The organism is Paenibacillus sp. GCM10027630 (assembly GCF_042676305.1).
Lineage (GTDB): Bacteria > Bacillota > Bacilli > Paenibacillales > NBRC-103111 > Paenibacillus_S.
Genome location: NZ_JBHTGY010000054.1, coordinates 1 through 17,600 on the forward strand (window position 1 = coordinate 1; position 17,600 = coordinate 17,600).

A 17,600-nucleotide genomic window follows, 5' to 3' on the forward strand; every position below is an offset into this window, starting at 1 on the left:
ACCACTTTCCAAATTATTTACTATATTATATCAAATTAACGCGGTGAATTGGTGAATTATATTAAAGAAAAAAAAGACTGCCGAGACTTTCTCGACAGCCTGAAATGATCCCGTTAATTGTATCGAATCGGAACTTTTTCTTACATACACACCCTTTTAGATGGAGGTTTTCCAGCTATCTCCCCCACTGCGGAAGTTTGAGCCAAATTTGCATGAGGTTTTCCAGCTAATTCCTAATGCACGAATCCCAGGCGCGCGTTGCGACGTTGCACGGCCGTCGGTCGAATCTTTTACGCAAGGGGTGCATTTATACAACAACCTATCCCCGGTCCGAGTCAGGAGCAGCCCCTCACGATAAAAAAGCCCATCTGAGTAAGCTGAACTGTAAACAGCAAGCTCTCTAGATGGGCTTCAAAATGCTCCTTTTATCGATGCGACATCCTGTATTGCTTCGGCGACATATTCACATAGCGTTGAAAGGCCCGGTTCAAATTGCGCTCGGAATACCCAACCAATTCCGCTATTTCCATTACGCTGTATTCGGTGTCCTCCAGCAGCTTTTTGGCTTTGCTCACTTTGCTTTCCATAACATATTCAACGAAAGAAACACCCAGCTCCTTTTTAAACAGCTTGCTTAAATATGATGGGCTGAGCCCGACCAGATCTGCGAATTCGATGAGGGAGTGATTGACGCCGACATTCTCCTTGATCTGTTTACAAACGATCTGAATCGCAAGCTTGGCCCCCTTTTTACGGCTTTCTTCCGTAATTTGACGGTACAAAGGAAAGATTAGCTCAATAAACCACTCATATATTTCACGCGAGGTTTGCCTAGCCTTGAGCTGATCAAACCAATTGTCTTCCAGTGAGTCGATCATACCCGGCCCCTTCTCCTCCAACGATTGAATGATCGAGGACAAGAGCACATGATAGCACTGGTAAATCGTATTATAAGACTCCGAGCCCCGCACAATTTGGGCGAATTGCTCCAATGCTTGCTCTGCAAGTTGAATCTCGCCTCGGGATAACGCTTCAACAATCACTTTCTCCTGCTCGTTCGGATAGAAGAACATGCTTTGTCTGCCAGTCTGCTCCATCTCCTCGAAGAACAGCACGGGATGGCTGTCATTGAATATCCGGTGCTGCAGCGCCAGCTTAGCCTCACGATACGATTCCGCCACAGATGTGATCTCTTGATACGATCTCCCTACACCAACCGACATGGAGAAGGACAAATAGGTTCTCAGCGCCTCACGAATTTCCTTGGCAAACATTCTCGTCTGCTCCAGCACGCGCTCATGTGATTCCTCGCTGTCGAAATGCAGAATTGCGATGCCTTCACGTTCATTTTTTTCCACGATAAAGCCGTTAAGCGATGATTTGGCAAGCAGCTCGTTCATCACGTTCGTAACGGCGAATATTACAATAGAGCCTTCATTTGGCAAAAATCGCTTTTCTTTAAACAAATTTTCTATTATTCCGACCAATACCACATAGGTGCCCTGCACTGGAATTTGATGATGATCGCATTCACTGAGCAAAGAAGCTCGGCTTATGCTGCTCCCTGATAACAGCCTCTGCAGGAATTGATCCCGTATATTCGGGCTAACCTTCTTCAAGTAATTATTCAATGATTCCGATTGCTCGTTCAGATAGCTTAAGCAAGATTTGATATACTCAATATCATTGCCCTTCGGTAACAACGGCTGACCGCTTCCAATATTCTCTCCATAGCGAATTAGCTGCTCTATCGGGTTATAGGCCCTCTTGGAGGCGAAAAATGTCAGCAGCACACCAAAGGCCAGAAAGATCGTCACAGACAGGAAAATAACCCAGCGGACCCATGTCAGCTCCTTAGTCAGCTCACGCTCCGGCAGCAGCGAAATATAGGTTCGCCCATACGTTGTTTTATAATAAACCGCCAGATACCGCTCTTGGTCTTCACCAAGAACAACGGTTTCTCCGGTGCTGTCTTCATCTTTTAAAATATCCTGCAAACCTGTAAGTCTTTCAGCGGACTGACCCAAATTATTTTTGTCGGTGGAATGCAAAACAATCTGGTTGTTTGAGTCCAGCAGCAGAAGGGATTGTTCTTTGGCAAATGTGTAGTTCACCAGGTTTTTTTCCAGTATGTCTTCCTTTACGTGAATGGCGAGAACGCCTTGCGCCTGCTGGTCAACCGTCATAAGAGGAAGCTTTCTGACAAAGGACAAATACCCCTCCCTGCTTGCAGAGGGCAAATAAGCCCACTTGCCGGTGCCCTCCATTTTCAGAATCTGGTCGATATCCTCATGATCCTTATACTCTTTATAGGGCAAAAAGCCGTAGTTGTTCGTTATAACCGCACCCGATTGCTTGTCGTAAACCATGATTTCGCTAATTAAGCTGCTGGAGTTTTTACTAACCTGAAACGTATCTATAATCGAAGCATAAAGCGCATAATCATCAAAATCAGGCGTACCCAGTGTGCCCTTAATAAGGGAATTGGATGATATTTTGAGAGATTCATGCTCGATGCTGGTCAGCACATTCTCCATCCTGTCTTTTAGAAGCGTTAAGGAAGCCAAGTTATCTACTTTGAACTGGTTCGTTAGCTTCACTATGGAAAAGTGATAATAGGCGCTGCCTGCAAGAACGATTGGAATGGATACGGACAAACAACCGAACCAAATTAGCCGGTTCAAATAATTGGCTCGCGGCAGCAGCGGAGCTATGACTTTTCGAATCTGATCCATCCACTTACTCAACATGTTGTTACCTCCGAGCCCCAAGGATAGACGGCAAAATCATTCCTTTACCCCATTAAATTCTGAGTACATTATAGCATATACAAAGCGGTTAAATGGGAAGAAGAAGGCCGGCCGGGCAGCATTTTAGCACCGCGGCATAGCCTCCTCACCCTTAATCATCCAGTTCAAGAAGGAATCGGGATTTATTGCATCTCTACCCGAATGCAGTCCCATACAAGCAGATTAGGAACCGTAAATACGAGGCTGCCTGACTCTTCCTTCGAGTAAGACACGGATTGTCCTGAAATAAGCTGGTGAACCGACTTCACCTGGCCATTGCCCGGCAAACGAAGCTTGACCTCGATTTGTGTAAGCGGGATATTGGCCGTCAATGGCCGTCGTCCTGCGCCATTGACCATATGGATCAGCAGATTGCCTTCCTTCTCGAACAACGTGATTTGAAGCCCTGGTATATGCGTTACTTCGATCAGCTTATCCTCTCCCAATGCATAATCGATCGCATTGGATAGAAGCTGGTAATGTTCAACCAATTTGTATTCATTAATCAAATGGCTCAAGGAGAAGGGAAGATACAGAGCGCTTCCATTTCCTGTCCGGTTGGTTAGAGCGAGCGGCAATTCCGTATGGCTGACAGGCAGCGAAGCCCGCTCCGGAGGACGCCCTACCCCATCCATAGGCGAGAATGGCGGCACCAATGTCGCCAACACCTTCGTATTCTCACCTATCGGTGTGCAATACGCCACTTTACCCCGGTGAGCGATCAGCTCCGTATGCTCAAGGCCCTTCTGCAGCGGATTGTCGTTTCCTTCAAACCGCAGGTAGGAAGCTGTCAAAGACTGACTGACATAAATATCGTCGCTAACGCCCAGCAAAGCAAGAAGCTTCTCATTCCGCGGAACATTCCCTTCGATGATGACGCAACCGCCCTGCTCCACATAAGCGGACAGGATTTCAATGAACCCATCCGTATATTTCATCCCCTCGGGAACTATCAGCGCTTTATAACGGGACAGCCGCTCTGGAACTGCTTGCTCCGTCAACAGCACATCGAAGGGAACCTGTTGATTAATCAAGCCATCCGCCATGCCTTCAGCGGAAGCGTCGGCTGTCCACATAAGAGCAACTTGAGACAGCGGTTCCGCATTCTCCATATCCAGCTCGATCTGCTGCACATCATGATTGAATGCGCTAACAACATCAAGAATCCGCTTATCTCCGATTGTATCGGGAATACCCGTCAAGGAATGCCAGATGCTTCCCCCATGCGCCGGAATTTGCGCCAGCCAGAAGCGGTATTCAGCCGGCGGGAGCCCTGTATGCCTCCAGTCCATGCCCGGCGAGGAGTGAACGATGCCGAATGGAATCGGTCTGTCCGGAAGCGATCGCCCCAGCTTCATACTGAGCGCCGGCTTCCAGAACTCAGGAATATGATGATGACCGAGGGATAAAATATCCTGCGGCTCCGTGCACAGCATATCCGTCGTTTCTGCACGGTCGAACAGGTTGTCGTGGTACAGGTTATAGTACAGAATCATAGGAATATCGGGATTTTTAGTTTTGATCAAGGAATAAAATTGGTCCATATTATCGCGCATGCACGATGATGCCCAATCCTCAGCGAAGTCCTTCTTACTTGCTGGGATCGGCTGTCCGTACTTGGCGAGGTATTTCCGCTGGCAAGCTTCACACCAACAATCGCTGTAGCCTGGAGCATTGAAGAAGATACCATCGAGATCATAGTTGCTTATGACTTCATCCAGAACAGGGAGCGCAACCGCCTCGTTGCGATAAGCCCCATTAATGCATGTATTCATCAGCATAGACCAAGGTCCGGGTCTTGTTAATCCGACAATGTCGGGCTCGCCATTCGCTTGCTTGGCAAACCACTGCGGCTTCTGCAGGTAGATCGAATCCTCTGCACGGCTAAAATCGAATCGTCCGATAAAGCGAAGCCCCTGTTTATGGCAAGCTTCTATAACCTCCTTCAGCAAATCGGATGACTGAGGCAAATACTCGTTAACGGTATGAAAAGGAACCTTCGTAGGATACCAGGCGTAGATCCCGGCAACATTAAACACGATCGTATTAGCTCCCATTTCTTTCATCTGCGAGGCCAGTTTATCCGGATTGATTAGTGCGGTGTCTTTAATTTGCAAATTCGGTTGAATGACGCGAAGCGGCTTTTGCCACCAAGCTTTAGCCATGTTTCCCATAAAGCGCCTCCTGAAAACGGCTGCCGAAAGGCAGCTTCGGCAGCCGTTCGTGGTTGATTTGGTGTTCCTCAATCTGTTCCAGCCGTATCCCTACAACTCTGCATTTAAATTGGAATGCTTACTTTTTGCCGTTAAATTCATCATTAGAAGCTTTATTTTCCTGATAAGCTTTTTTCATTTCAGGCAAATTATTAATTTTGTCGACAAATGCTTTGTACTCATCCATTGAAATCTGGCCTACGATAGCTTTGGTAACCATTGATTTCCATTCGTTTTCATATTTGGGCCATGTGCTGTTGAATGTTGCCGAATAGCGGTAAGGATCTACTTTACCTATAGTATCGTATGCTTCAACTTCCTTTTTCTTAATATCGTTATACGCCTTGTCTCCCGAAGCGCTTTCAACCTTCCCCCACTTGGCATAAGCAAGAACGCCAGCACCTTTGCTCGTTGTATTTACTTCTTTGACCCCTTGATCGGTTAATACCTTTTGTCCGCCAACTACTTTATGGTGTATACCTTCTAGGCCGTAGTAAGCGAAATCTGTAATTTCATCCGATGCTGTTTGATCAAAGTATTTCAATAATTGCTTCACTTTAGCTTCCGGTACTTTTTTGGAGATATAATAGCCCCCGGATACGCCTGTAGATAATACAACCGCGTCTCCTTTAGGTCCCTTCAAGGTCAGCTCAAGAATTTTGGGGTTAGGCTGTGTTTTGGCGATGGAATCTTCCCACTCCTTATCCCACCATACACTGCGCACATAAGATGCCGCTCTCCCTGTTTTGAACAATTCCTCAGCCTGTGTTTTCTTCGTTACCGAAAATTCCTTGGACAAAACGCCGTCCGCATACAAGCCTTTGAACCAGTTAACCATTTCGGCATATTGAGGAGTAAGTCGGGTATCAATCATACCGCCCTCCTGGTTATAGGTCGGATCCAGAGCGCCAAAACCTGCCGCAAACGCCAAGTCGCCATCATTGACAATAACACCGTGGCCGATCAAGCCAAGCGTATCCTTTTTGCCGTTGCCGTCCGGATCGCTTTCTACGATCTTTTTCAACGCGGCGCCGTATTCATCCAATGTTGTCGGTACCGGAATATTCAGCTTATCCAGCCAGTCCTTACGAATCTTCATCCCTTGGTCAATCCTGGAACGCGAACGTGGTACTGCATAAATTTTGCCGTCTACGGACAAATACTTCTCCCAGTTAGGAGCCATATTTTTCTTCAAATTCGGGTACTGGCTGAAATCGCCCAAAAGAGGCGTCAGATCCCAGAAGGCTCCGTTCTTAACAGCACTGCGAAGCGTCGGCCAAGTAGCGTCCGGGGAGGATACAACCTCAGGGAGATCGCCGGATGCGAACAGCAGATCCGCCTTTGTTTTTATATCACCGTCCGGCACCCATTCGATATCCAGCTTACTATTCGTTCTTTTTTGCCATTCGGTCCAGAAGGCATTATTCATGTCGGGCACCTCGTTATACAGACCGGCAAACATTTTGATTGATAATGGCTTATTGTCCTGAGCAGGATCTGTTTTGGCACCACCATCCTTGGTGGCCGTTCCGCTGCCTGAAGAGCAGCCTGCGAGCAAAGATCCTCCCATGACTACGGACAATAGAACAGCCGGCAGCTTCTTTTTCATTTGATTCGATTTCATCTTTGTTTCCTCCCCAAATTGATTTACTTAGCGTTTGTTCAACCCAACCTTTATATGTGATTCAATCGGCTTGTTCCAAGGCAGCTTTCTACCCTTTAACGGAGCCGAGCATAACCCCTTTGGCAAAATGCTTTTGCAGGAATGGATAGATCAGCAGGATCGGCGCCATCGACATAACAATCGAAGCCATCCGGATCGTTTCCTGAGGAATCACCCGGTCATCGCCGCCCGCACCAGCCTGCCCAACTCCAGTCGAATCGGAATCAACAACCAATGTTTTAACCAACACTTGCAAAGTCCACTTCTTGGAATCCGATATATAAATGAGGGCATTGAAATATGTATTCCAATGGCTCACAGCGAAAAACAAAGTGAATGCGGCGATAGCCGGCATGGAAAGCGGAATAATAATCCGCAAGAACACTCCGATATCCGAGCAGCCGTCAATTTTACCCGAATCCTCCAGCTCAGCGGGCAGCGACTCGAGAAAGCTCTTGATAACGATCAAGCTCCAAGCGTTCGTAAGCGAAGGCCATATTAACGACCAATATGAGTTCAGCAGCCCCAGCTCTTTAACCAGCAAGTAGCTCGGGACAATTCCTGCGCTGAACACCAATGTGAAGATAACTCCGCTCATCATAACGCCTCGGCCCGGCATCGCCTTTTTAGTCAAAGCATAGGCCAGTGTGAAGGAAACGATAATATTGAACACCGTACCGACCACTGTAATAAACGCCGTGCTTTTTAATGCATTCAAGAAGCTGTTCGTCGATAAGATGTACTTATAGGAGGCCAATGACCAAGAATCCGGAAACACATAAAATTTTAAAGGAATGTAAGCCTTAGGATCGGTAAAGGACACACTGAATACATATAAAAAAGGAAATATGCAGGTTATCGAAATCAAAGCCAGGAGCGTATAGTTCACCCAGTCAAACAACGTCATCTGCTTCTTAGCTACAAAGCTCATACCATCTGTCTCCTTTCTTTAATAAATTCCTTCATGCCCGAGTTTTTTCACAATATAATTGCTCGCCAATACCAGCACAAGCCCGACAACACCTTTAAACATCCCCACTGTAATCCCCATACTGATCTGGCCTTTCAAAATACCATGGGTATAGGCATACGTATCGAACACTTCAGCGACAGACAATACGAGCGGATTCATCATAAGCAATATTTGCTCGAAGCCAACATCCGCCATATGACCAAGCCTCAATATTAAAAGAATGATAATGGTCGGTCGGATAGCCGGTAAAGTGATATGCCAGATTTGACGCCAACGGCTCGCGCCATCGACTACAGCTGCTTCATAACGCTGCGGATCAACGCCGGCCATTGCCGCCAGGAATATGATCGTTCCCCAGCCTGCCTCTTTCCACATGCTTTGTGCTGTCAAAAGTCCCCAGAAGTAATTCGGATTGGATAAAAATGAAATGGTCTCATGCCCCATGCCGCTTATTACCTTGTTCACGATGCCTACATCCGCCGAAAGAATGAAGAAGGTCATACTGGCAACAACAACCCAGGACAAGAAATGGGGCATGTAAACAATCGATTGATTAAAACGTTTGAACGTCTCATGCCGTACCTCGTTAAGCATTAAGGCCAGCAGAATCGGAATAGGGAATAAAAAGATAAGCCCAAAAATGTTGATTGCAAATGTATTGCGCATCATCATATAGAAGTTAGCGTCAGCGAACAGCTCAGTGAAATATTTAAAGCCTACCCATTCGCTGCCACTGAAGCCAGAGTAGGGGTTGTACTCCTTAAAGGCCAGCAATAATCCCCATAACGGAATAAATTTGAAAATAATAAAATATAGGATACCGGGCAATGCAAGCAAATACATATATTTGTACATAGCCATTCGCTTCAAGAGAGACGAGCTTCCGCTTCTAGCCTTGGCTCCGTTAATCGTTTTGTTGCTTACGACAGTCGATTGCTGCATTAAGGAACCTCCTTCACAAAAAAATTATATCGTCCAGGCTACTCACTGAATTCCAGTACAATAGCATCGTACAGCTCCAGTGTTTCTACAATGAGGGTGATTCCTTCCTGATTAGAGCAAGTCGGCACATATTGCTGACGCATCAAACTATACGCCTTGCAGTTCTTTCCAGCTTGCCCATGCCCCACCACAATCTGGATGCCTGCGACAGCAATCGGATCGCTGTAGGTCACTCCGTTAAAGCCTGTCAAATTCAACAGTTGGAGCATATGCTTGCTATCGTCGATCTTATTATAAAATAACTCCACTGCCTGCGGCGCATCCGTAGTTACGGCATAGCGGCCGTCGAGCATGTAATGGAGCAAGTCGGTCAGCACCCGCTTGTGGTCTTCATAGCCGTATCTGTAGTATAGGGTACCCGCTTCCCATGGCAAGTAGGCGCCTCTCTTTTTGCTGACTCCCGCTCCATACTCGGACGACCTCTGATGTCCGTAGGCTCTTTCAGGAGGACCGAAGGTCGATGGCAGCATGAAAGGAAGCAATGTCTTCTGATCTCCCTCGAAGGACATCTTGCTGAATCCTTCGCCGACAATTACCCAATCGCGAGCAGGAAAGCTGCGGAACACCTCTTTATCCGATGTTTCCAAATATGCCGGAATCGTATCCGTTATGGTCTCTCTATACTTGGCCTGGAACAGCTCGTACAGCATGTCCCGGTTCCGTTCATCCCCTGTCAACGCATGTCCTGTAGCCATAATGCGTACACCGCTGCTGTGCTGCAGCTCCTTCAGGGCGGCTAATTGAGCGTTGTCCATATTTCGAATGCCCGGCACGATTACCGCTTGAACGCCCTTAAGCTGCTCCAGCTTGGCCGATAGCCTGCCTTGAGGCACGACATCGAACTGAATATGCTGCTCCTTCAGCATTTTGAACCATCCGAAATATTCCTGCGGATTCGCACGGTCTAATGAGTCGGGCTTGATCAGAGCCACGTCAGCCATGGAGCCCAAGCTCCCGAAATATTTCTCGTTCTCCTTATGGAACCGGTATACTTCCTGTGCCGCTGTTATGTTCTCCTGATCCGGATAGCCATCAAATATGCCAATGATGCAGAAGTCCAGCCCCGAGCCGCTGGCTATACTTTCATACAGCCGGATTTGCACTTCATTGGCGGATACGCCGGTGAACCGGTAGGTTAAATCAATCGCATTGATACAGCAGTTGCTGATCAGCTTGTCATCCCAGCCGTCCTCAATCGATTTCACATTCTCTGAAGCTGAGTACTGCCATACTGGATGAGGCCTGTGAAGGGCGGTGTTGGATTCATTACGGACAATATCCACCTGATGGGTATGATACGTACATAACGCAATCTCCGGATTCTTCCGTTTGACCAGCTCATGTACGGAATCCAAAATTTCTTTTGTCGTAATGGCCTGGAACTTTTTGTACTGCTGGTATACCTCATTGTCCGGGTCCCTGTTCTCCGGCAACCCAGTGCCATACATAGCCCGGAATCTTCGCTTGCAGTTGTCACAATAGCAGAGACCATAATCATTCCCGCTGTAATCTTTAGTTTGATAGCCAAACATATTGAAGAAAATACCGTCAACCGGGTAGCTATCGAGAACCTCTTCGATAATCTTTAGCGAATGCTCTTGTTGGTAGCCACCATTAATGCAGGTATGCACAATCCCGTGATAATTGACTTCCTTGCCTTCCTTAGTCCGGTAATACCATTCCGGCTTGTCTGCGAACAGGCTCTCATGGGTTTTACTGAAATCGAATCTGGCGATAAAACGCATCCCATTCGCATGAGCCTTGTCTATTGCCTCCCTTAGCAAATCCTTCTTTAAATAGGGAGTCACATAATGATGCTCCAGCTTACTTGGATAAAATGCAAATATTCCTCCAGCGTTAAGCATCAGCACATTCGCATCAAATTGTTTTAGCTGAGATATTAATAGATCGACATCGAGATCCGCATCGATTTCTCTCAAATTATTCTGAATCAATCGCAGCTGGTTATTATGCCACCATGCCATATAAATCCTCCTTCCAGCTCTTTCCTCTTATTCGGTGCTGCTCTACACAGTTGATTATAGATGTATATGAAAAAGCAAAAAACGGACATTTCATGACTTACCATTCAATTGCCTCACTGAGCCGTTCCTGTCCTGTCGATACACTGACTCCTTACATACTGCGCATGGCCCTGGGGAATGGCCTGTCTCAACGATGACCAAAAATGTCCGGTTTCATCCAGTCCGATATATTTCCAAAAAGCTGTATAACGCCGGTACATAACATCTGCAAGTTTATGTCCAAAGTTACAGCTTCCTTTGTCTGCTTCGCGCTGCTTTGAGGCGAGCTTAAAAATTGCTGCAAAGAGCAGCGAAACCAAGTATTCGGTTCCACGTAAGAAAAACCTAGCGGCAGATCACCGCTAGATCCTTTATTGTGGATATCCATACGTTTGTGCGTGGGGAGGGAATTGGGTATGGAATTCCGGCCGCTGTTGAAGTCGTGTTCCTTGAATTATTGGCTTGCAGCGGTTGGAACACGAACTTCAAAGGCGAACGCTACCGCTCCTCCACTCCACACCCATTCCCTCTCTTGTTCTACTCTGAGCTTTGGGCTGCTTCCTTACTTCCTAACCGGTCTTCGATCCGGTATTCATAGTCCTATTGCCCATTGTAGTGTTCCCTATGTACCTCCAAAGCTAAAGCGGTCGCGTGTCTTCATCCCCTATAGCGCTGCGAGCTGCAAATCACTCGCTTAAAAGGAAGTGAGGTGCGCTATTTCATTGTTTTAACGTTATTATTCAACTGAAACGGAACTACGATCTCTTATTTGTTTAAAATATCGCATTTCAGTCTATTAAAGTCGGAATAACGCATCGTAGTTCCGCGACTTCATGAAATGGGATGGGTTTTCAAACAATAGAGCATTGACGTTCCGTTAATCAGCGGAATTCATGTTAGAGGATCCTAAGACATAGCATAGGTGGATAAAAATATTCATCATGTTCCCACCCCCGCAAGAGAGAGAGACTTCCTCTATACTGTATATAGATTTGTGCTATCCGTACCGGTCGAAGACCCGTAGGCTCGTCGAGACCTATTGGCTTCCATACGTTCGAGTCCATACCTCTACCTTGCGAAAATCGAAATAAGGGGTAAGCTTCGCTCACCCCGAAACATATAAATTGCATAAAAAAAAGCTTACCCGATTGCCGTTGGGCATATCGGATAAGCTTTTTTTGCGTTTAAAAGAAGAATGGGCTGCCGAAACCAAACCCGCCGAACGGTCGACCGAAGCCAAAGCCATCACCAAAACCGCCAAAGCCTCCAAAACCTCCGACAAACGGTGAAGTACCGATAGCCAGCAAGTCGAATAAAACGAGCGGGACTAGCGCTGTAGTTCTAACTTGCTTACCTTTTGTCGGTGCTAGAAATAGTTGATTGCCACTAATACGAACAAGCTTGCCACTTACCGTACTGCCGTCCTTCTTCAGAGCATATACGGTTTTACCAATCAACTTGCGAACATTTTGTTTACGAACCGCTTTGTGCAATGAGTCCACCTCCATTAATATTAGCGACGGGTTGTTAACCCATAATAAAAAGGAACTACGCTATATTGTACGGGGGTAAAGTGCATATTGCTTGTTCAGTTGTCCCATATCGGCCAAAGATATGTCAAAGGCTGCCGAGATAATTCAATCCCTCAACAGCCTTTGACATACATGCTTTATTACGGTTTACGCAGACGGCCCAGCTCTGTCGTAATAGCTTCAATTTCACTAATGCTGAATTGAGATTTACTAGCTACCATCTCATAGATATCCTTCAAATCGACATATTGCTCATTGTTAAGCTGAGTAGCTCTAAGTGCAGCTCCGGTTGCCATCCGCAGCTTGGTTTTTATTTCCTCCATCATAAACTCGGTATTCACCAATGTGTTTTCCGATAAATCCATTCTACTATCATCCTCTCCTGCACAATACGATAACCCTTGCAAATGACTGCTGAGCTCGATTCTCTCTCTCGCCTTCATAGATATTTTCCATTGTAGCATGTTTTGAGGTGAACCGCGCATTGTATTATAATGGGATCAGGCTGATGATTCATCGATACAACCTGATTTTTACACGGATAAGGAGATGATTGTATGATTCATACGCTGCATATTCAAACCAAACGGCGCGATGAAATGATTGATATTACCCAACTTATCATTGAGCTCTTGAAGCAGGAGTCATTCGATGACGGTATGGCTGTCATTTACTCACCACATACAACAGCCGGCATTACTATTAATGAAAATGCAGATCCTGATGTGAAACGTGACATCTTGATGCGGTTGGATGAAGTATACCCGTGGGAGCATCCTAAGTATTTGCACGCGGAAGGCAACACTGCAGCACATCTCAAGACCATCACCACAGGCACCTCTCAGACTGTATTAATCGCTGGGGGCCGCCTCATTCTAGGTCGTTGGCAAGGTATATACTTCTGCGAATTTGATGGACCTAGGGCACGCAATTGCCTTGTTCAATTTATACATAGCTGACAATTGGGATAGGCTGGCGAATAATAATGCGCTTCCACGATTCAATCTAATATTAATTGTTAAATAAGCTGCCCTATTAACAGGCGGCTTCATTCTATTTGGAATTCAATCCCTCGCATAAATACCTTACATGATGCTCAGCCAGCTTTTTGACATCGTCATACGATTGGCGGTAGCGGATATTATAAGAAATAAAGCCATGCATGGACATGAACAAGCTCCAGGGAAGACTATACATTTTAGAATCATTACCCGGCTGACGTGCGATAACTGAACGCACCACCGTAGCGAACAGCTCCAGACATTGCGCTTGTTCGGTTCTTGAGTAATTCTGCAGCTCCACATCGTCAATCATAAACATAATCTCATAATGATAAGGATTTTCCAGCCCAAAACGGATAAACTCTTGCATCAGCCTCTCCAGTTGACCTATATCGCCCATTCGGGTTCGACTGAGCATATCCTTCTGCCTGTGCAACAGCATTTTGAAATCTTCCGTCACCAATGCATAGAATAATTCCGCTTTTTCTTTAAAATGATAATAAAGCGCCCCATGACTGTATCCCATCTCTTTGGCGATGCTGCGCATCGTTAAAGTGTGATAGCCGTGCTCAGCAAAAAGCTGACGCGCTTCCCCCAATATCCGATCTCGGCTAAGTTCCTGCGCCACTACTTTTCTAGCCAACACGATTCAACTCGCTCTCGTCTATAATTCCCTCACTTTAATAGTTTATCACTTTATTGCTGCAACGCAAGAGAAAATAGAGAGATTAATAGAGTTCCGCCACCTAGGGCAGCGGCCATTCATCATGTTCAACATACAGCTGCGTTCCGAGCGCAATAACTCCTTGCCCTTGAGTGACATCGGTCATCCATGCCGCAAAATGTTCCGCCTCTGCAGCAATTGGCAAGCAGGTCAATGTTACTTTGTCCGTAAATGCCGTTTCCCCCATCAGCATTTCGCGGCTGCGCAGCTCATTCTCCACCTTCCCGTGCCACGTATAATCAATTTCTACATGCACTTCACGGTGCAGAACTTGATATACCGGCACTGCCGCGGCTATACCTTCCACAGCCCCATCGGTATATGCGCGAATCAGGCCTCCTGCCCCGAGCATAATGCCGCCAAAGTACCGGGTGACCACAACTGCGATATTTTTCAAGCCCTGATTTTTAATCACTTCAAGGATGGGTTTCCCTGCCGTTCCACTGGGCTCACCGTCATCCGACTGCTTTTGGACCTCATCGCGCTCCCCAATCATATAAGCGGAGCAATTATGTGTAGCCATCGAGTGTTCCTTTTTGATACTCTGTATAAACTGTATAGCTTCCTCCTCCGTCGAGACAGGCTTCGCATGCCCGATAAAACGAGACTTTTTGATTACAATCTCCGAGACGCCAAACTGTTTAACCGTTTTATAATGTGCCAGCATAAATATGATCCTCCTTTCTTTCACAACCACTATAAGATATCAACTGAAAAAAAGCAGTACACCCTCAAGGTGAACCGCTTTTGTCATCGTACATTACTTGGTCAATCTTGCTTCCAGCTCAGCTTTTTCTTTCTCGTATCCCGGCTTGCCCAGCAGCGCGAACATGTTCGCTTTATATGCTTCTACGCCCGGTTGGTCAAAAGGATTGACACCCAGCAGGTATCCACTGATAGCGCAAGCTTTTTCAAAGAAATAAACCATATATCCAAATGTGTATGCACTTGTATCAGGAAGTGTCACAATCAGGTTCGGCACGCCGCCATCCGTATGAGCCAGCATGGTTCCCTCGAATGCCTTTTTGTTGACGAAATCCATCGTTTTACCGCTCAGGAAGTTTAAGCCGTCCAAATTGTCGGCATCCGTCCCGATCGTAATTTGCTCTGACACCTCAGCAACCTGAATGACCGTTTCAAAAAGTGTCCGGTTTCCGTCCTGGATGAATTGCCCCATGGAATGCAGGTCCGTAGAGAAGTCAACAGCGGCAGGAAAAATCCCTTTGTAATCTTTGCCTTCGCTTTCCCCGAACAGCTGCTTCCACCATTCCGAAATAAAGTGCAGGGACGGCTCGTAGTTAACGAGGATTTCCGTCGTTTTACCTTTACGGTACAGTGCATTACGAACTGCCGCATATTGATAGCTTTCATTCTCGCTCAAGCTCGGATTCGAGTAAACCTCTTTGGCATCCGCCGCGCCGCGCATAATAGCTTCGATATCAACACCTGCAGTAGCAATCGGCAGCAGTCCAACTGCTGTCAATACGGAATAGCGTCCACCCACATCGTCAGGAATAACGAAGGATTCGTAGCCTTCTTCGTTAGCAAGAGTTTTTAACGCGCCTCTCGCACGGTCAGTTGTTGCATAAATGCGTTTACGAGCTGCTTCTTTACCATATTTCTTCTCCAACAGCTCCCGGAAAATACGAAATGCTATGGCTGGCTCGGTCGTTGTCCCCGATTTGGAAATAACGTTAACCGAAATATCTTTTCCTTCCAATAGCTTCAGCAAATGAGTTACATAGGTGGAGCTGATATTATTGCCTACAAAATAAATTTCCGGCGTCTTACGCTCGCCCTTAGGAAGCAGGTTATAAAAAGAGTGGGTCAGCATTTCAATAGCTGCACGCGCTCCCAGATAAGAACCGCCAATACCAATTACTACAAGGGCGTCGGAATCAGATTGAATCTGCTTGGCCGCTTTCTGTATACGAGCGAACTCTTCCTTGTCATAGTTGACCGGCAGGTCAACCCATCCCAGGTAATCAGAACCCGCACCCGTTTGATTATGTAATTGCTCATGCGCCATTCGAACCGGCTCGGCTAAGTAATCCACCTCATGCTGTTGAATAAACGAAAGAGCTTTGCTGTAGTCAAAAGTAAGTTTGTTGCTCATGAAAACAACCTCCTTATAGTTTTTGTAAGAAATGCTTGTATTCAAAGCCTTTCAATAAAGATACATGAGTATCTTGGCGGTAAGCTTTTCTTGCCTATTTCTACGAGCAGAATCTTGTTTCGTAGTAGAATCATATTTAACACTTAAATTAGAATACTTTAATTGGCAACGTAAAAGCAAGTATGTCATTCACACTGATTACGGGAAGTGCTACAATAAAACTCGAGGTGATTCGATGAAAACGATAGCATTTATCGGGTTGGGAACTATGGGCAAGCCTATGGCTGCCAACTTGTTGAACAAAGGCTTTACCGTCACAGTCTATAACCGTTCTTCAGAAAAAGCGGTTGAGCTCGTCGCGCTTGGAGCAACCGTTGCAAGCACTCCTGCTGAAGCAGCGAAGGGTGTTGACGTGGTCATTACCATGCTGAGCAACGATGCTGCCGTTCTGGATGCAGTATTGGGCCCTAATGGTGTCATACAAGAAATTAAAGCAGGCCAAACGGTTATCGACTGCAGCACAGTATCCCCTGAGACAAGCCTGCAAATTCATGTAGCTATGTCTGAGCGCTCCGTAGAATTTCTGGATGCTCCGGTAACCGGCAGCAAGCCGCAAGCAGAAGCTGGACTTCTTGCCTTCATGGTAGGAGGAAGCTATGCCGCAACGGAGAACATGCGCCCTGTATTCGAAGCTATGGGAACGAAGATCATTCATTTGGGCCCTTCAGGCTCGGGAGCTTATGCGAAGCTAGCTAATAACACTATGGTTGCCATCAATGCACTTAGCTTGATTGAGGGGCTATCCATTGTTACCAAAGCCGGTATCGACGCCGAGCAGTTCTTGCAGATCGTCAAATCAGGTGGCGCTAACAGCCGTATCACCGAGATGAAGAGCGATAAAATCTTGAATCGTGACTTCAGCACTCAGTTCTCGCTTCAGCTGATGCTTAAGGATTTGCTGCTGGCAAGCGAAGTATCGAGCCATTTTCAGCTTCCTTCTCCTATGCTCAAAGCAGCTACCGGTGTTTTCCAAATGGGTCTTAGCAAAGGCTTCGGAGAAGATGACCTGTCCGCTATCGTGCAATGCTATGAGGAATGGATGAACGCTCAGGTCGGCAAGAAGCTCTCAGGAGCCGAGAGACGGCGTAATACTCGCGTCCATCTGGATATTCCGCTGCACCTGTCGGTGCATCAGTGGGAGCAAGAAGGTTCCTTTACCGGCCAGACCATCGAAGGCTCGCTTTACGACTTGTCCGAATCCGGAATTCAGATCGTATCCTCTTTCCCACTGGCTCAAGATATGTTCATTGTTATTCACTTCCCGCAGGAAGCCGAGCTTCCTCCAATTACAGCCAGAGTTATCCGCATCGAGAACGACAATGAGAAGTTCCGTTACGGCTGCATGCTATCTGGACTTGCTCCCTATGTACGCCTGAAAATCGAAGAATACCTTGCAAGCAAGCTATAACTATATATAAAAGAAAAATACCCTGTGAATGCGCGAAACTCGTGCGTTACAGGGTATTTTTTGATGCAGCATAAGCTATAACAATAGCAAGCGTT

At 46.5% G+C, this 17,600-nt stretch carries 13 protein-coding genes; 2 read left to right on the forward strand and 11 right to left on the reverse strand.

Translation table 11 applies throughout. The features are described 5' to 3' along the window. Positions 1-425 precede the first annotated feature (425 nt). From ACFQ0C_RS25795 to ACFQ0C_RS25830, 8 genes are all read right to left on the reverse strand, one after another. Entirely contained in the window at positions 426-2,750 is a 2,325-nt protein-coding gene (locus ACFQ0C_RS25795) for an AraC family transcriptional regulator (RefSeq protein ID WP_379370867.1), read from the reverse strand. Positions 2,751-2,932: 182 nt separating this feature from the next. Continuing rightward, complete coding sequence (locus tag ACFQ0C_RS25800; RefSeq protein WP_379370869.1) at positions 2,933-4,963, reverse strand: family 10 glycosylhydrolase; 2,031 nt, start codon at positions 4,961-4,963, stop codon at positions 2,933-2,935. A 118-nt stretch (positions 4,964-5,081) separates the two neighbouring features. After that, positions 5,082-6,626, reverse strand: coding sequence for a type 2 periplasmic-binding domain-containing protein (locus ACFQ0C_RS25805; protein ID WP_379370871.1), 1,545 nt, complete (start codon positions 6,624-6,626; stop codon positions 5,082-5,084). An 88-nt stretch (positions 6,627-6,714) separates the two neighbouring features. Beyond that, positions 6,715-7,596: a carbohydrate ABC transporter permease gene (locus ACFQ0C_RS25810; RefSeq protein WP_379370873.1), complete on the reverse strand. Its 882-nt coding sequence runs from the start codon at positions 7,594-7,596 to the stop codon at positions 6,715-6,717. An 18-nt stretch (positions 7,597-7,614) separates the two neighbouring features. Next, entirely contained in the window at positions 7,615-8,580 is a 966-nt protein-coding gene (locus ACFQ0C_RS25815; RefSeq protein WP_379370875.1) for an ABC transporter permease, read from the reverse strand. 38 nt (positions 8,581-8,618) lie between these two features. Beyond that, on the reverse strand, positions 8,619-10,625 hold the full coding sequence (locus ACFQ0C_RS25820; protein WP_379370877.1) for a family 10 glycosylhydrolase: 2,007 nt from the start codon (positions 10,623-10,625) through the stop codon (positions 8,619-8,621). A gap of 1,223 nt (positions 10,626-11,848) precedes the next feature. Continuing rightward, positions 11,849-12,157, reverse strand: coding sequence for a hypothetical protein (locus ACFQ0C_RS25825; RefSeq protein ID WP_379370879.1), 309 nt, complete (start codon positions 12,155-12,157; stop codon positions 11,849-11,851). 179 nt (positions 12,158-12,336) lie between these two features. Beyond that, complete coding sequence (locus tag ACFQ0C_RS25830; RefSeq protein ID WP_258214095.1) at positions 12,337-12,561, reverse strand: DUF1128 domain-containing protein; 225 nt, start codon at positions 12,559-12,561, stop codon at positions 12,337-12,339. 192 nt (positions 12,562-12,753) lie between these two features. On the opposite strand from ACFQ0C_RS25830, the gene ACFQ0C_RS25835 reads away from it, so the two are divergent. Next, complete coding sequence (locus tag ACFQ0C_RS25835) at positions 12,754-13,155, forward strand: secondary thiamine-phosphate synthase enzyme YjbQ (RefSeq protein ID WP_258214094.1); 402 nt, start codon at positions 12,754-12,756, stop codon at positions 13,153-13,155. A gap of 94 nt (positions 13,156-13,249) precedes the next feature. Here ACFQ0C_RS25835 and ACFQ0C_RS25840 read toward each other — a convergent pair whose 3' ends face one another. The 3 genes from ACFQ0C_RS25840 to ACFQ0C_RS25850 form a co-directional block, all read right to left on the reverse strand. Continuing rightward, positions 13,250-13,840: a TetR/AcrR family transcriptional regulator gene (locus ACFQ0C_RS25840; RefSeq protein WP_258214266.1), complete on the reverse strand. Its 591-nt coding sequence runs from the start codon at positions 13,838-13,840 to the stop codon at positions 13,250-13,252. 103 nt (positions 13,841-13,943) lie between these two features. Next, the gene (locus ACFQ0C_RS25845; RefSeq protein WP_379370882.1) at positions 13,944-14,588 is read right to left on the reverse strand and encodes a YigZ family protein; all 645 of its coding nucleotides are present in this window, start codon (positions 14,586-14,588) and stop codon (positions 13,944-13,946) included. A 93-nt stretch (positions 14,589-14,681) separates the two neighbouring features. Continuing rightward, entirely contained in the window at positions 14,682-16,037 is a 1,356-nt protein-coding gene (locus ACFQ0C_RS25850; RefSeq protein WP_379370884.1) for a glucose-6-phosphate isomerase, read from the reverse strand. Between the two features lie 235 nt (positions 16,038-16,272). Between ACFQ0C_RS25850 and ACFQ0C_RS25855 the strand changes: the two genes are divergently transcribed. Further along, entirely contained in the window at positions 16,273-17,505 is a 1,233-nt protein-coding gene (locus ACFQ0C_RS25855) for an NAD(P)-binding domain-containing protein (RefSeq protein ID WP_379370886.1), read from the forward strand. The last annotated feature ends 95 nt before the right edge of the window (positions 17,506-17,600 follow it).

Coding starts and splice junctions, on each gene's coding strand:
- ACFQ0C_RS25795 (WP_379370867.1), bottom strand. CDS start 2,750: ATGTTGAGTAAGTGGATGGATCAGATTCGAAAAGTCATAGCTCCGCTG.
- ACFQ0C_RS25800 (WP_379370869.1), bottom strand. CDS start 4,963: ATGGGAAACATGGCTAAAGCTTGGTGGCAAAAGCCGCTTCGCGTCATT.
- ACFQ0C_RS25805 (WP_379370871.1), bottom strand. CDS start 6,626: ATGAAATCGAATCAAATGAAAAAGAAGCTGCCGGCTGTTCTATTGTCC.
- ACFQ0C_RS25810 (WP_379370873.1), bottom strand. CDS start 7,596: ATGAGCTTTGTAGCTAAGAAGCAGATGACGTTGTTTGACTGGGTGAAC.
- ACFQ0C_RS25815 (WP_379370875.1), bottom strand. CDS start 8,580: ATGCAGCAATCGACTGTCGTAAGCAACAAAACGATTAACGGAGCCAAG.
- ACFQ0C_RS25820 (WP_379370877.1), bottom strand. CDS start 10,625: ATGGCATGGTGGCATAATAACCAGCTGCGATTGATTCAGAATAATTTG.
- ACFQ0C_RS25830 (WP_258214095.1), bottom strand. CDS start 12,561: ATGGATTTATCGGAAAACACATTGGTGAATACCGAGTTTATGATGGAG.
- ACFQ0C_RS25835 (WP_258214094.1), top strand. CDS start 12,754: ATGATTCATACGCTGCATATTCAAACCAAACGGCGCGATGAAATGATT.
- ACFQ0C_RS25845 (WP_379370882.1), bottom strand. CDS start 14,588: ATGCTGGCACATTATAAAACGGTTAAACAGTTTGGCGTCTCGGAGATT.
- ACFQ0C_RS25850 (WP_379370884.1), bottom strand. CDS start 16,037: ATGAGCAACAAACTTACTTTTGACTACAGCAAAGCTCTTTCGTTTATT.
- ACFQ0C_RS25855 (WP_379370886.1), top strand. CDS start 16,273: ATGAAAACGATAGCATTTATCGGGTTGGGAACTATGGGCAAGCCTATG.